Here is a 15998-nt window from a genome sequence, read left to right as displayed (position 1 = left end):
TGTGTATAACAAAAATCTGTGAATTAAAAAAAACGGGTATTCCGCATTGCCTGATATGCAGAATAATGTTATAATTTATTATAATGTCTTTTTGAAAAAATGCAATGCAGAAGTAGGTGGCAAGCTTGAAGAATAAAATAAAAAAATTTTCCAAAGGAGATTTTCGAACCGTTCATCCGGAGATTGTACTGCCGGTAACGAATCTTGAGATGACGATCGGGGAAGGAGAGTCCTGCCAGGGAAGTTTCATTTTGAAGAACAGGAAAGAAGGAGATATCAGAGGACTTGTATATTCTTCTTCTTTTCGTATACATTTAGAAGAACAGGGATTTGAGGGCAACCCGGTGGAGCTCCGTTTTACTTATGATGGAAGCGGACTTGCTCCCGGGCATGTTGAACAGGGAAAGTTTACGATTGTATGTAATGGTGGAGAATTTGAGGTAAACTTTACTGCGATCATTGAAAAACCATCAGTCGAGACTTCCTGTGGAAGAGTACAGAATATCCGTGATTTTAAAAGGCTGGCGATGGAGAACTTTATTGAGGCACACCGTCTTTTCAGATCACGCGATTTTTATGACGTGATAAAGTATGAAGAGCCAAGGATAAAGGCACTTTATGATAATATTAGGAAATGGTCTCTCGGTGAGCAGGCGATGGAAGAATTTCTGGTCGGAATCAAACAGAAAGAATGTATTTTCCTGACAATGGGACGGAATCAGAGAACCTTCCGCAATTTAAAAGAAGCAACCCGTGAGATTATTCATTTTACAAAGAATACTTGGGGATTTATGCCTGTGAAGGTGCATGTGAGCGGTGATTTTATCCAGATTGGAAGGGATAACTTTACAACGGACGATTTTGTGGGAAATCTGTTTGATTTCAGTTATATCATTCATCCGGAAAAGGCTCATGCGGGAAATAATTATGGACAGATTGTTTTTGAAAGTCCGTATGAATCGCTGACCTATGAGGTAATGTTGGCCAATCACAAGGATCATGCAGAAAACAGACGTGTGGCAGATAAGACGATTGCATCAATCATAAAGGATTTCCTTGCGTGCAATGCGGAAGGAAAGGATCTGACAGCCTGGGCGGACGCAACAAGAGAAAAACTGAAGGGACTGGATATATATTCAGAAGACGGAGATGTTTATCCACTGTTTGATGCACATCTTAACCTGCTCTGTAAGGAGCCGGACAAGGCCAGTGATATTCTGGATGATTACAATTACAGCCGTTTCTCAGTGAATAAGGATTCGGTCATTTCATCGTATTATCTGTATCTGACTGCGCTTTTGAGAAAATCAGGCAGCCAGGTTAACAAAGCAATTGAAGAACTGAATAAGGCATATATGAAAGAACCGACATCGTGGCAACTTGTGTGTATGCTGATTGACATTGATCCGGAATATAAAAACTACAGCAAAAAATTACAGGTTCTGGAACGCCACTGCAGCAACGGTGCGAACCAGGTAATTCTGTACTGGCAGGCATACCGGTGTTTTCTGGAGAAGCCAACCTGTCTGAAAAAGCTCTCGGCATTTGAAGTACAGATTCTCAATTTTGCGCAGAAGCACGGAGTTCTGACAAAGGAAATTGCGCTTTATATGGCGAACCTTGCATCCCAACAGCGGACTTATGATAAGAATCTGGATGTTGTGATGCAGAAGGTTTATCGGATTTTCCCGGATCCACAGATTCTGACAGCAATTTGTACCCATCTGATCCGTGGCAATCGGACAACACCGGAATGCTTCAAGTGGTATGCCTTGGCAGTAAAAGAAGATCTGAAGATTGCACAGCTTTTTGAATATTATATGATGACTGTGGATGACAAATATCTGGACAGACAGTTTCCAAAATCCGTATTACTTTACTTCCGGCATGGAAATACACTGGAATATAAAAAAGCAGCGGTGTTGTATGCAAATCTGATTAACTGTGAGGAAGAAAGCAGTGAGCTTTACAGTGCTTACAGAGAGCAGATGGAGCGGTTTGCCTGGATGCAGCTTGAGAATCGAAGGATCAATGATATTCTGCATATTATTTACAAACGCTGCTGTACTGAGCGGGATATGACACCGGAAAGAATCCGGGCAGTTTATGATATCTGCCATGCTTATGAGATTAAGACAACGGTAAAGAACATGGCGTTTGTCATGGTGATCGAGCCTGACGGAACGATCAGTCAGAAAGTACAGTACAGTGCGGATGGAGTGATTGTATATTTATACAATAAAGACGCACGGATTGTCTGGGAATCAAAAGACGGCCGCCATTACATTGATTCCATTCCATATGAGACTATGAGGATGTTCTATGAGAACCGGTATATGGAAATCTGCAAAAAATATCAGGAAGAGCATGAGGAAGAGGAACGGAAGAAAGAGAAAAAAGAACTGACCTGGGATATGCTTAGAGAGCACGGGCTGGAGATGGCAGATGAAAAAGAAGTGTTTAAAATGTGCAGTATGCGCCTGCGTGAAGAAGGTACGGAGGAGGATGATTTTCTTCTGGCATTATGCTTTGAACTGTTTCTGAAAGATCAGTATGATAAGCAGACGCTGTCTTATCTTGCTGAGTATTATTGTGGATCGACCCGTAATATGAAGAAACTCTGGCATGTGGCAAGAGATTATGATATTACAACCTACAAACTTTCAGAAAGAATCATTACGCAGATGCTTTTCTCGGAAACTATGTTTGGTGAGGAAGAAATTTTTGCGGATTATTATGAAGGAAGAACGTATTTCCGTTTAAAGAGAGCATATCTTGCTTATGTTTCAAGAGAATATGTGGTGAACGGACGCCAGGTAAAAGGATGTATTTTTGTAATCATCGCAAATGAATACCGCAAAGAGGAAGATCTTCCGGATATCTGTAAGATCGCCCTGCTAAAATATTATTCCAGCAGGGAAGTGCATCAGGAACTGGAACCGATGCTACGGGAATTCCTGCGCGAAATGTGTGAAAAACAGCTGTATTTTTCTTTCTATTTGAAGTATCCGGAGAACTGGCTCAGAGAAGTGCAGCTTTATGATAAGACGATGATCGAATATCACGCAAAACCTGGAAGCAAAGTGGCAATTTCCTACCAGATACGGAAAGGCGAAAGTGATAATATGAATTATCAGGAAGAAATACTGCTTCCGGCATATGAAGACACTTATATCAAGAGCTTTATTTTGTTTGGTGATGAATCTCTGCGTTATTATTTTACAGAGACGAATAAGGATAAGGTGACGGTTACGGAAAAAAGTGACTATAAGCCGCGTGAGGTGAGACCAATCGGAAAATTTGGAAGACTGAATGATATGACATCACTGAAGAATGAAGCACTGGCAATCGCGATGAAGGAATTTGCAACAGAAAAACAGCTTGCTGAGGATATTTTTGTTGCTTACTAAAGGAGGAAATACTTCATGACACATGGAAGTATTATAGGATATGACATCAATGCAAAGATGTGTCAGATCAGTTATTATAATGAAAAAACACAGGAACCGGAGACGGTGGATACCGGAATTGAAAAAGAGAACAATCAGATTCCTCTGGTGATGAACTATTATAAAGAGACCTGGACTTACGGAAGACAGGCAAGAAGGATGTCTACGGTAAGGGACAGTATCTGCGTGGAAGGGATCTGGGAGTGTGCGCTTGGCAATAGGAAAATTGAGGTAGACGGACAGGAATATGAAGGCGTCCAGCTGCTGGCGGATTTTGTAAAGTACACGTTGAACGGATTTGAAGAAATTGAAAGCATCACGTTTACAGTCCCGGAGAAAAACGAAGATATCCGCGTCCTGCTGAAGGGAATCGGACAGAAACTCGGAGTGGCAAAGGAAAATATTTATGTTCAGGACTACAAGGAAAGCTTCTGCCATTATATGTTTAATCAGCCGAAAGAATTATGGCAGTATGAAGCGGCACTTTTTTACTGTGACGAGGATGTGATCCGGGCATATATGTTGCGGGAACTGAAGAACAGTTCGCAGAAAAGCAGAGAAAGCTTTGTGACGGTGGACAAGGTGGCAGATGCACGTATGGAAGAACTGGAAGCAGTTTATCCGGTGCTGCATGTTGAGAAGGCAAAAGCGGCAGATGAGCATTTTAAACGTTTTATCCAGAGTGTATTCAACAAGAAGATGATCTCTTCTGTCTTTTTGACAGGAGATGGATTTGAAAATAACTGGTATCCGAATTCTCTGCGCGTTCTCTGTAACGGACGCCGTGCGTTTATGGGAAATAATCTGTACAGTAAAGGAGCGTGTTATACAGCGCAGCGCAGAAAAGAGGAACAGTCAGATGCGCCAGTCTACCTGGATGAGACAAAACTGACCGAGCAGATTTCCGTGCGGATGCGCGTGAATGGAGAAGAAGGCTGGTACCCACTGGTATCCTGGGGCAATCACTGGTACGAATCAGACAGACAGTTCGAGGTGCTTCTTGGTGATACAGAGGATATTGAGATCCATGTAGATTCTCTGGTGACCGGCAGGCATCTTGTGGAGTTGGTTTCTCTGAAAGGTATGCCGGACCGGAAAAACTATGCGCTTCGTCTGAAAATTAGTACATTCTTCTCGGATGAAAAGACGTGTCATATTATTTTTGAGGATATGGGATTTGGCGAATTTTTTGCGCCATCAGGATTCCGGTTGGAGAAGATCATTGAATTAGGAGGCAGCAATGGGCAGTTTAATTCTTTGTCATAAGAAAAAGGCAAAACATCCCTATGAAATTTCGAGGATCCATACAAGGATCAGTACACTGGAAGAGCTGTGTTATTATCTGTGCAACAATCTGTATCTGATCGATTATACGATCATGAATGAGCAGCTCTGCAGATGGATCGCAGATGAACTGGAAATGCAGGATCTTGCAGTAAAGCTGGTGGAACTGATCCGGAATCATGGTTCCGTGGAGAAATTTGTGGTTCTTGTGCTACATGAATCCAGAATCTACACACCGGGTGAAATGGCACACATCCAGAATGTTCTGGAGAAACTCAAGAACCAGAAAGAAGTAGAACGTCAGAAATACAAAGCAGATAAGCTGATGGAAAGTGGAGAACTGGAATCGGCAATCCTGGTTTACATGTCGATCGTCAACGGAGAAAAGGATGATTCGGTAGATAAGCGTTTTTATGGTCGCGTGTCTGCGTGCCTTGCCGGAGCATATGGGAGAGCATTTCTGTATGAAGAGTCGGCGAGAATGTATGAGAAGGCGTATAAGATCTGTGAAGATAATAAAATGCTCGAAGGTTATCTGTATGCAAGTTCCAGATACATGCCGCAGGATGAATATCAGAAGATGGTCATGGGCAATGAAATCCTTTTGGAAATTGACAACAAACTTACAGAAAAGATAGAAAAAGTGAGAGAAAATATCAACATCGAACCGTCAAAGGAATTGTTTGAAGAATGGAAAAAAGAGTACAGAAGAGCATAGTGTACGGGAGAAAGTTCAAGGCTGTGTATTGATTTTCGGAAAATCATGTATTATACTCTCTATGTAAAAATTAAGCGGATACAACAAATAGGAGAAGACAAAACGATGAGCGAACTTGAAAGAGTAGAGACTGGTTTAGGTGAAGAATGTGGTGTATTCGGTGCCTATGATATGGATGGTGGCGATGTTGCGCCGTCAGTGTACTATGGTTTGTTTGCCCTTCAGCACAGAGGGCAGGAAAGCTGCGGAATTGCAGTGACAGATACCTATGGCAAGCGGAAAGTTCATTTCAGAAAGGGACTAGGACTTGTCAATGAAGTATTCGATGAGGAAGAACTTGGCAAATTAAAGGGAAACCTTGGCGTCGGACATGTGCGGTATTCGACAGCAGGGGGAACCCGTGCGGAAAATGCACAGCCACTGGTTCTGAATTATGTGAAAGGTACATTGGTGATTGCCCATAATGGTAATCTGACGAATGCGATCGAGCTTCGTCATGAACTGGAATATACCGGAGCAATCTTCCAGACAACGATTGATTCGGAAGTGATTGCCTATCATATTGCAAGAGAGCGTCTGAAGGTTTCAAAGGCAGAGGATGCGGTCAGGAATGCAATGAAGAAAATTGAAGGCGCATATGCACTGGTTGTATCAAGCCCGCGTAAGATGATCGGAGCGAGAGATCCATTTGGTCTCAAACCACTCTGTATCGGCAAGCGAGATAATACTTGGTTCCTGGCATCGGAAAGCTGTGCCCTTGCAGCAGTTGGTGCAGACTTTATCCGTGACGTGGAACCGGGAGAGATTGTCAGCTTTACAAAGCATGGAGTATCTTCGGACAAAAGTATGCAGATTCCACCTGAAAAGCAGGCACGTTGTATTTTTGAGTACATTTATTTTGCACGTATGGACAGCGTGATCGACAACATCAATGTATATCATGCAAGGATTGTTGCAGGAAAGGCTCTTGCACAGTCTTATCCGGTAGAGGCCGATCTGGTTGTCGGTGTGCCGGATTCCGGACTGGTTGCGGCAAAAGGATATTCGGAATATTCCGGAATCCCTTACGGTATGGCATTCCACAAGAACAGTTATGTAGGAAGAACCTTTATCAAGCCGAAGCAGAGCCAGAGAGAGTCCAGTGTGAAGATCAAACTGAATGTTATTGAAGAGGTTGTACGGGGCAAGCGTATTGTCATGGTAGATGATTCCATCGTCCGTGGAACGACCTGTGCAAATATCATCAAGATGCTCAAGAAAGCAGGAGCAAAAGAAGTTCATGTAAGAATCAGTTCGCCGCCGTTTTTACATCCTTGTTATTTTGGTACAGATGTACCGTCGAATGATCAGCTCATTGCTCATTCGCATACAACGGAGCAGATCCGTGAAATGATCGGAGCAGATTCTCTTGGATATATGGAAATAGATAAGCTGAAAGACATGGTTGGAGATCTTGGATACTGCGATGCATGTTTTACAGGAAATTACCCGATGCGCGTTCCGGGAAAAGATATTTCCCACGCGTTTGAGTCAGAAGAATAGGGAGGATAAGACTATGGGATACGACAAGTATGTAAGTCCGCTTTCGGAGCGGTATGCCAGCAAGGAGATGCAGTATATTTTTTCTCCGGACATGAAATTTAAGACATGGAGAAAACTCTGGATCGCACTTGCAGAGACAGAAAAAGAGCTGGGGCTCAATATTACAGATGAACAGATCGCAGAACTGAAAGAGCATGCAGAGGATATCAATTACGATGTCGCAAAAGCACGTGAAAAAGTAGTGCGCCATGATGTGATGTCTCATGTATATGCATATGGACAGCAGTGCCCGAAAGCAAAAGGGATCATTCATCTGGGAGCAACTTCCTGTTATGTAGGTGATAATACCGATATCATTATCATGGCAGAGGCTCTGAAACTTGTTAAGAAAAAGCTGGTTAATGTTCTGGATGAACTTTCAAAGTTCGCAGATCAGTATAAAGATCTTCCGACACTTGCATTTACTCATTTCCAGCCAGCACAGCCGACAACGGTTGGAAAGAGAGCAACTCTGTGGATGCAGGAATTTTCTATGGATCTTGCAGATCTTGATTATGTGCTTGGAAGCTTGAAACTTCTTGGATCAAAAGGAACAACCGGTACACAGGCAAGCTTCCTGGAACTGTTTGAGGGAGATCAGGAGACCATTGATAAGATCGATCCAATGATTGCTAAGAAGATGGGATTTGAAGCATGCTATCCGGTATCCGGACAGACCTATTCCCGTAAAGTGGATACAAGAGTTGTGAATGTTCTTGCCGGAATTGCAGCAAGTGCACACAAATTCTCTAATGACATCCGTCTTCTCCAGCATCTGAAAGAAGTGGAAGAGCCGTTTGAAAAGACACAGATCGGATCTTCTGCAATGGCATATAAGAGAAATCCAATGAGAAGCGAACGAATCGCATCTCTGTCCCGTTACGTGATGATTGATGCACTGAACCCGGCGATCACTTCTGCTACACAGTGGTTTGAACGTACTCTGGATGACTCTGCGAACAAGCGTCTGAGTGTACCGGAAGGTTTTCTTGCGATTGACGGTATTCTGGATCTGTGCCTGAATGTCGTTGACGGACTGGTTGTATATCCAAAAGTAATTGAAAAACGCCTGATGTCTGAACTTCCGTTCATGGCAACAGAGAATATTATGATGGATGCAGTAAAAGCTGGTGGAGACCGTCAGGAACTGCATGAAAGAATCCGTGAACTTTCGATGGAAGCAGGAAAGAATGTTAAAGAAAAAGGTCTGGACAACAACCTTCTTGAACTGATCGCGTCAGATGATGCATTTAATCTGAGTCTGGAAGATCTTCAGAAAACAATGGATCCATCCAAATATGTAGGACGTTCCAAAGAACAGGTCGAAGCATTCCTTAAGAATGTGATCCGGCCGATCCTGGATGAAAATAAAGAGCTGCTTGGTGTAAAAGCGGAGATCAATGTATAGAATAACTGAATAAACAGAATGGAAGAGCAGGAAGCAGATTTCCGGGTAAGACGGAAGATTGTTTCCTGCTTTTTATTTATGTTTCATGGTCTGAAATTAACTTCTTTGAAATATCAATATAGTAAAGAATTAATGCGTTCATCTGAAGGAATCTATAAATCCCATGGAAATGTATAGATATTAAATCGTCATTAATTAGACAATTTGACGAAAAATATGAAAACTGAGTTTTTGACAAACATAGAAAAGCGCGAAAAAAGGCACTTATTTAGAGCAAATTTATTATGTTATCGCAATAACATGGTGATAATACACAAAAAATAAATAAGTTAACTGAAAATATTGCATAAAAACTATAAATAGGTTATTATAGATTCAACAGATAAAAACTATAAGGGATGTCTATTAAAAAGGAGGGTTAATGTATGAGTATTAACGATTTAGTATTAAAGGTAAATGATGTCCTAACAGGATCGGTGCTGATCATAGCACTTGTAGGTATTGGCTTGCTGTTCACATTTAAGCTTGGATTTATCCAGATCCGTGGTTTTAAAGATGGATGGAACAGAACCTTTGGAGGTCTTTTTAGTAAGAAAGGGGATGCCGGAAAAGACGGAATGTCTTCTTTCCAGGCACTTGCAACGGCGATCGCTGCTCAGGTTGGTACCGGTAATATCGCCGGAGCTGCAACTGCAATTGCAGTCGGTGGTCCGGGAGCAATCTTCTGGATGTGGATCAGCGCATTCCTCGGAATGTCAACGATCTTCGCAGAAGCGGTTATGGCTCAGAAGTTCAAACAGGTCAGTGATGACGGAACCGTAACAGGTGGTCCGGTATATTACATACGAGCGGCATTTAAAGGAACGTTCGGAAAAGTTCTGGCAGCTATTTTTGCAGTCCTGATAATCTTTGCACTTGGGTTCATGGGCAATGCGGTTCAGTCTAACTCGATCGCGGCATCATGGAACACTGCATTCGGAATTCCGAAGATTGCAATGGGTATTTTTGTAGCAGTTGTTTCCCTGTTTGTATTCACAGGTGGTATGAAGCGAATCGCAAAAGTTACTGAACTGATCGTGCCGATCATGGCAGCATTTTATATATTAGGTTCTTTGATCGTAATTTTTGCAAACGTTACAGCAATCCCGGCAGCATTCCATGACATTATTATCGGTGCGTTTAAACCGGCAGCAGTAGCAGGTGGTGCAATGGGCGCAACCTTGAAGCTTGCAGTACAGAAAGGTGTGGCAAGAGGTCTCTTCTCCAATGAAGCTGGTATGGGTTCTACACCACACGCACATGCAGTAGCAAAAGTAAACCATCCGGTTGAACAGGGCTTTGTAGCTATGATCGGTGTGTTCATTGATACATTCGTAATTCTTAACCTGACAGCACTTGTTATTATTACAACAGGATCAAGAACAAGTGGTTTTACAGGCGCAGAACTTAGCCAGTATGCTTTCTCTACTTTATATGGTAAGTTCGGTGAGATCTTTATCGCGATCTGTATGTTATTCTTCGCATTCTCAACGATCATCGGATGGTATTTCTTCGGTGAAGCAAACATCCGTTATCTGTTTGGAGCAAAAGCTGTTAAAATTTACTCAATCATTGTATGTATCTGCGTAGTGCTTGGATCACTTCAGGAAGTAGAACTTGTATGGAATATGGCAGACTGCTTCAACAGTTTAATGGTTATCCCGAATGCGATTGCACTGATAGCACTCAGTGGTCTTGTTAAGAAGACACATGACGATTACTATAATAATTTCCTGCCAAATCGGAAAAAAGGCAAATAGATAATTTGTATAATAGCTGGAAAACAGTTATAGAAAAAAACAATAAGAAATATACAAAAAAATCTATAAAAAGACTAGCATTTTGTATAAAAGTGTGTTATAGTTATCATGTCAGCAAGAAAGATGCTGCAAAATCAATAAAAAGATGCAGTCAATTAGATAGTAGGTTGATATTTCCTGCGAGAGAATCATTTATAAAGATATTTGATAAATGGTCGCCGAAGATGCAAGCCGTAGAGCAGTGAAGCTCGCTGAATGGTGAAACTTTCAGGCAAAAGGATCGGGAAAGGTACTACACTCTGAATCCGGAATTACCGAATTTGCAAGGAAACAGAAAGGGCGTTTAAAACAGAGAAGTTGTTTTGGCGTCCTTTTTTGATACCAGATATATGTTAAAAAATTATCTGGAGTATTTCAGACACAGGGAGTCAAAAAAGACCGCATAAACGGACAGGGGACGAAAGGAAGAAGCGGCTATGAATACTGGATTTATGATTATCACAAATAATCCACTGGTAAAAGAAAAACTTGGGAAAGATTATCATGTGGAATACGAAGAGCTTTCTTATGAGGACACACTTAAAAAAGTTCAGAAGATGATCTTCCGGGGATACCGACTTTTGACACATCCGCTGTCCGGAAGCGTAAAACCGAATGAGACTCCATATAAGTCGGTTATGCTCTCGGAAACGCCGGAAGGTCTGGATGCACAGGCAATGCAGATCATTGCAAGCGCTATTCAGGCGTGCGGCAAATTTCAGTTTAAGTCTGATCTTTATAAACCACAGGTTTATGCAGACTTTCAACTTGTAGATTACACATTGATCTCAAGTGCTCTGCCGTCAGCGGAAAGCTGGCGTTAGAAAAAAGGCTGTAGAAGTACATGCGGTTTGGTGTACTTTTGAGCATACAACAAACACATTCAAAAAAGGAGGGAATTTACAGTGAAATTAGAAGTAGGTCACATTTTTATTAACGACATTCAGTTCGCATCTGAATCAAAGATCGAAAATGGTGTTCTTTATGTTGACGAAGAAGCTGTAAAGGCAATCGTTCTCGAGGACGAAAAAATCAAAAGTGTTAAATTTGATATCGCAAAACCAGGTGAAAGCGTTCGTATCACACCGGTTAAAGATGTTATTGAACCACGTGTTAAAGTTGAAGGAAGAGGGGGAGTCTTCCCGGGCGTTATCGCAAAAGTTGACACTGTAGGAAGTGGTAAGACATATGCATTAAAGGGAATGGCTGTTGTAACAGCTGGTAAGATCGTTGGTTTCCAGGAAGGTATCATCGATATGTCAGGCCCGGGTGCAGAATACACTCCATTTTCAAAGCTGAACAACTTAGTTGTTGTCTGCGAACCGGTTGAAGGAATCAAACAGCATGAATATGAAAAAGCTGTTCGTCTTGCTGGATTCAGAGTAGCAGTTTACCTTGGAGAACTTGCTCGTGAACTTACACCAGATGAAACAAAAGTATATGAAACATACGGAATCATGGAAGGAAAAGAAAAATTCCCGAATCTTCCGAGAGTTGCATATGTACAGATGCTTCAGAGCCAGGGACTTCTTCATGACACATATGTATACGGTGTTGATGCTAAGAGAACACTCTCTACTATCATGAATCCGACAGAAGTTATGGACGGAGCTATTGTATCTGGTAACTGTGTATCAGCATGTGATAAAAACCCAACATACGTTCATGAAAACAACCCGGTTGTACATGACCTCTTTGAAGAACACGGAAAAACAATCAACTTTGTTTGCCAGATCCTTACAAACGAAAACGTATACCTTGCAGATAAGATGCGTTCATCTGACTGGACAGCTAAAATGTGTCGTCTGTTAGACCTTGATGCAGTTATCGTTTCACAGGAAGGATTCGGAAACCCGGATACTGACCTTATCATGAACTGCAAGAAGATCGAAGCTGAAGGCGTTAAGACTGTAATCATTACAGACGAATATGCTGGACGTGACGGAAAATCTCAGTCACTCGCTGACGCTGATCCGGCTGCAGACGCAGTTGTAACCGGTGGAAATGCTAACCAGGTAATCGTACTTCCTAAGATGGATAAAGTAATCGGAACAGAAGATTTCGTTACAATCATTGCTGGTGGTAATGAACATTCTCATCGTGAAGATGGAACAATCGAAGTTGAAATTCAGGCCATTACCGGTGCTACAAATGAAACCGGATTTGGATATCTGAGTGCACGTTAGGAATGGAGGACGTAAAGATAATGAGTAAAATTAAAGTTGTACATTATATCAATCAGTTCTTCGCTCAGATCGGTGGAGAAGAAAAAGCTGATTATCCTGCTGAACTTCGCGTAGGCGAAATCGTTGGACCTGGACAGGCTCTGACACAGCAGTTTGGAGAAGAAGCAGAGATCGTAGCTACAATCGTTTGTGGTGACTCTTACTTCAATGAAAACCTTGACAAAGCAAAAGCTGATATTCTTGAAATGGTTAAGAGCCAGAATCCTGATATCTTCATCGCTGGACCTGCTTTCAACGCTGGACGTTACGGTGTTGCTTGCGGAACTATCTGTGATGCAGTACAGGAAGAACTTGGAATCCCGGCAGTAACTGGTATGTATGTAGAAAACCCAGGTGCTGATATGTTCAAGAACAAAGTTTATACAGTATCTACAAAGAACAGCGCAGCTGGTATGAGAGATGCAGTTAAGAAACTTGCTCCTCTTGCTCTTAAGATCGCTAAAGGCGAAAAGATCGGTGCTTCTTGCCAGGAAGGTTATATGCCGAACGGAGTTCGTGTAAACTTCTTCGAAAAAGAACGTGGATCTAAGAGAGCTGTTAAGATGCTCCTTAAGAAACTGGCAGACAAGCCGTTCGAGACAGAGTATCCAATGCCATCATTCGACCGTGTTGATCCACAGCCGGCTATCAAAGACCTTAGCAAGGCTACAATCGCACTTTGCACTTCAGGTGGAATCGTTCCGAAAGGAAATCCGGACCACATCGAAAGTTCAAATGCTTCTCACTACGGAGAATATGACATCACAGGCGTTATGGATCTTACAGAAGAAACATACGAAACAGCTCATGGTGGATATGACCCGGTATACGCTAACGAAGATGCAGACCGTGTACTTCCTGTAGACGTTATGCGTGAATTCGAAAAAGAAGGCGTTATCGGAAAACTTCACAACAAATTCTATACAACAGTTGGTAACGGTACAGCCGTAGCTTCTGCAAAAGCTTTCGCTGAGGAATATGCTCAGAAACTTATAGCAGACGGTGTTGACGCAGTTATCATGACCTCTACTTGAGGTACCTGTACACGTTGCGGTGCAACAATGGTAAAAGCAATTGAAGCAGCTGGACTCCCGGTAGTTCATATGTGTACAGTAACTCCGATTTCCATGACAGTTGGTGCGAACAGAATCGTTCCTACGATTGCTATTCCTCATCCACTTGGAAATCCGGCTCTTGAAAAAGATGAAGAGTATGCTCTTCGTAAGGGTCTTGTTGAAAAAGCTCTGAAAGCTCTTACAACAGAAGTAGACGGACAGACAATCTTTGACAACTAAATCATAGTTAGAAGGTCATGTAATTTTATTAAAAAAGGAGAGAACGTTATGAGCAAAGTTTATGACGTGATCGTCCTGGGTGCGGGACCTGCAGGCTTAGCTGCAGGTCTGTACGCAGGAAGAAGCCGTCTTTCAACACTGGTTATTGAGAAAGGTAAAGATGGCGGACAGATCGCAATCACAGATGACATCGAAAATTATCCTGGACAGATCGTAGAAGGGGAAAGCGGTCCTTCTCTTATCGCAAGAATGACACAGCAGTGTGAAAAATTCGGCGTTGAGAGAGCATCAGATGTAATTAACGAAGTACACCTGGACGGCGATATCAAAGTACTGAAGAGTGCGAAGGCTGAATATCAGTCAAAGACGGTTATCATCGCAACCGGAGCTTTTGCAAGACCGATCGGATGCAAAGGCGAAAAAGAATTCATGGGTAAGGGCGTTTCTTACTGCGCTACCTGTGATGCAAACTTCTTTGAAGATTTTGAAGTATACGTAGTAGGTGGAGGAGACTCTGCTGTAGAAGAAGCTATGTACCTTACAAAATTTGCAAGAAAAGTTACCATTATTCACAGACGTGATGAGCTTCGTGCAGCAAAATCCATCCAGGAAAAAGCTTTCAAGAACGAAAAACTTCACTTTATGTGGGATACGGTTGTAGAAGAAGTTGGCGGTGACGGAATCCTTTCTGAGATGACTGTTAAGAATGTTAAAACAGGTGAACTCACTAAGATCGTAGCTGATGAAGATGACGGAATGTTTGGTGTATTCGGATTTATCGGAACACTTCCAAACTCAAAGATCTATGAAGGAACAGGTCTTGAGATGGATGAAAGAGGATATATTCCGACAGATGCAGATATGCACACTAATATCCCAGGCGTATTCGCAGCAGGCGATATCCGCGTTAAGAGCTTAAGACAGGTTGTTACAGCTGCAGCTGATGGAGCAATCGCAGCTACACAGGCAGAAAAGTATATTAACGAGTTAAAATAATAAACACTTTTTAATAGAGTGAGGAGGACATTTGACATGTTAGAAGTAGATAAGAAAACATTTGAAGACGAAGTCTTAAAAGCAGAAGGTTATGTATTCGTAGATTTCTTTGGTGATGGATGCGTTCCATGCCAGGCTCTGATGCCGTTCGTACATGAAATGGCAGACAAATACGGAGATAAGATCAAATTCACATCTCTGAATACAACAAAAGCTCGTCGTCTTGCTATCGGACAGAAGATCCTTGGTCTTCCGGTTATGGCTATTTACAAAGATGGCGAAAAAGTAGAAGAAGTAGTAAAAGATGATGCTACACAGGAAAGCATCGAAGCAATGATTAAGAAATATATCTAATCATTAAACCAATTTAATTCGGTGAGCCGCGCACAGGCGGCAAAGAGCTGTTTGTGTGCTCACAATATATAATCGCGTAAAGCGTGTAAAACTATTAACAAAACAAAATTTTAAAAGAAAGGAAGGAGGAAAAGACATCATGGCAATTTTAAAAGATAAAAAAGTTGTTATTATCGGTGACCGTGACGGTGTACCGGGACCAGCAATCGCAGAATGCGTAAAGACAGCTGGCGGAGATGTAGTTTTTTCTTCAACAGAATGTTTCGTCTGAACTAGCGCAGGCGCAATGGATCTGGAGAATCAGAAAAGGGTAAAAGAATTTGCTGAGGAGTACGGCCCGGAAAACGTAGTCGTAATCGTAGGCGCAGCTGAAGGAGAAGCAGCAGGACTTGCTGCAGAAACCGTTACAGCAGGAGACCCGACATTCGCAGGTCCGTTGACAGGGGTCCAGCTTGGACTCACGACATATCACGTATGTGAACCAGAGTTAAAAGAAGAATTTGACCCGGCTGTTTACGATGAACAGGTAGGCATGATGGAAATGGTCCTTGATGTTGATGATATCGTAGACGAAATGTCAGCAATCCGCGACGAATATTGCAAATACCTCTAAGATAAAGAGGGGTATACCTTCAAAGCGGAATATCTGAGATAGAGGTACAGGCGGCAGGATTCTTCCTGTCGCCTGTTTTATTGCCAGGCATATCGGGAACATGCTGGTATTGCATTAGTGAGTTGCCTAGCAGATCAGAAGTGTGCCAGTGATACACTTCTGATGAAAAGCTTGTTTAGCGCATTCTGCCAAAATTCTTTTAAATCAGGCAGGTAGATTATACGCGCATATCACGGA

Annotated in this window: 12 protein-coding genes and 1 riboswitch; all 12 genes read left to right on the top strand. The window is 42.2% G+C overall.

Annotated elements, in window-relative coordinates; all coding sequences use genetic code 11:
* Positions 1-116 precede the first annotated feature (116 nt).
* The 12 genes from PGW42_RS13235 (at position 117) to grdA (ending at position 15761) form a co-directional block, all read left to right on the top strand.
* Positions 117-3410, top strand: coding sequence for a DUF5717 family protein (locus tag PGW42_RS13235; protein ID WP_442872437.1), 3294 nt, complete (start codon positions 117-119; stop codon positions 3408-3410).
* Between the two features lie 15 nt (positions 3411-3425).
* Entirely contained in the window at positions 3426-4715 is a 1290-nt protein-coding gene (locus tag PGW42_RS13230) for a DUF5716 family protein (protein ID WP_270203801.1), read from the top strand.
* Complete coding sequence (locus PGW42_RS13225) at positions 4690-5451, top strand: hypothetical protein (protein WP_008375292.1); 762 nt, start codon at positions 4690-4692, stop codon at positions 5449-5451. The genes PGW42_RS13230 and PGW42_RS13225 overlap by 26 nt, the downstream gene beginning before the upstream one ends.
* Positions 5452-5556: 105 nt before the next feature.
* A complete protein-coding gene (gene purF, locus PGW42_RS13220; RefSeq protein ID WP_044999256.1) occupies positions 5557-6993 on the top strand; it encodes an amidophosphoribosyltransferase in 1437 nt (478 codons plus the stop codon).
* Between the two features lie 13 nt (positions 6994-7006).
* Positions 7007-8440, top strand: a complete 1434-nt coding sequence (gene purB / locus PGW42_RS13215) for an adenylosuccinate lyase (RefSeq protein ID WP_044999258.1) — start codon at positions 7007-7009, stop codon at positions 8438-8440.
* 425 nt (positions 8441-8865) lie between these two features.
* Positions 8866-10239, top strand: a complete 1374-nt coding sequence (locus PGW42_RS13210) for an alanine/glycine:cation symporter family protein (protein WP_270203800.1) — start codon at positions 8866-8868, stop codon at positions 10237-10239.
* Between the two features lie 168 nt (positions 10240-10407).
* Positions 10408-10532, top strand: a riboswitch (glycine riboswitch).
* A gap of 183 nt (positions 10533-10715) precedes the next feature.
* A complete protein-coding gene (locus PGW42_RS13205) occupies positions 10716-11102 on the top strand; it encodes a GrdX family protein (protein ID WP_270203799.1) in 387 nt (128 codons plus the stop codon).
* An 81-nt stretch (positions 11103-11183) separates the two neighbouring features.
* Positions 11184-12464 carry a glycine/sarcosine/betaine reductase component B subunit gene (locus PGW42_RS13200; protein WP_173825755.1) on the top strand — a complete coding sequence of 427 codons (1281 nt, stop codon included), beginning with the start codon at positions 11184-11186 and terminating at the stop codon, positions 12462-12464.
* Positions 12465-12484: 20 nt separating this feature from the next.
* A complete protein-coding gene (gene grdB, locus PGW42_RS13195; RefSeq protein ID WP_270203798.1) occupies positions 12485-13798 on the top strand; it encodes a glycine reductase complex selenoprotein B in 1314 nt (437 codons plus the stop codon).
* 48 nt (positions 13799-13846) lie between these two features.
* Entirely contained in the window at positions 13847-14794 is a 948-nt protein-coding gene (gene trxB, locus PGW42_RS13190) for a thioredoxin-disulfide reductase (protein ID WP_008375312.1), read from the top strand.
* A 36-nt stretch (positions 14795-14830) separates the two neighbouring features.
* Positions 14831-15148 (top strand): thioredoxin TrxA, encoded by a 318-nt coding sequence (gene trxA, locus PGW42_RS13185; RefSeq protein WP_008375313.1) that lies wholly within the window; start codon positions 14831-14833, stop codon positions 15146-15148.
* Between the two features lie 139 nt (positions 15149-15287).
* Positions 15288-15761, top strand: a complete 474-nt coding sequence (gene grdA, locus PGW42_RS13180; protein WP_117558227.1) for a glycine/sarcosine/betaine reductase complex selenoprotein A — start codon at positions 15288-15290, stop codon at positions 15759-15761.
* Positions 15762-15998: the final 237 nt, after the last annotated feature.

The organism is Coprococcus sp. TM115-187, assembly GCF_027679115.1.
Lineage (GTDB): Bacteria > Bacillota > Clostridia > Lachnospirales > Lachnospiraceae > Allocoprococcus > Allocoprococcus comes.
Note: the sequence above shows the minus strand (reverse complement) of the source record. Positions and strands in the feature narration are given on the sequence as shown.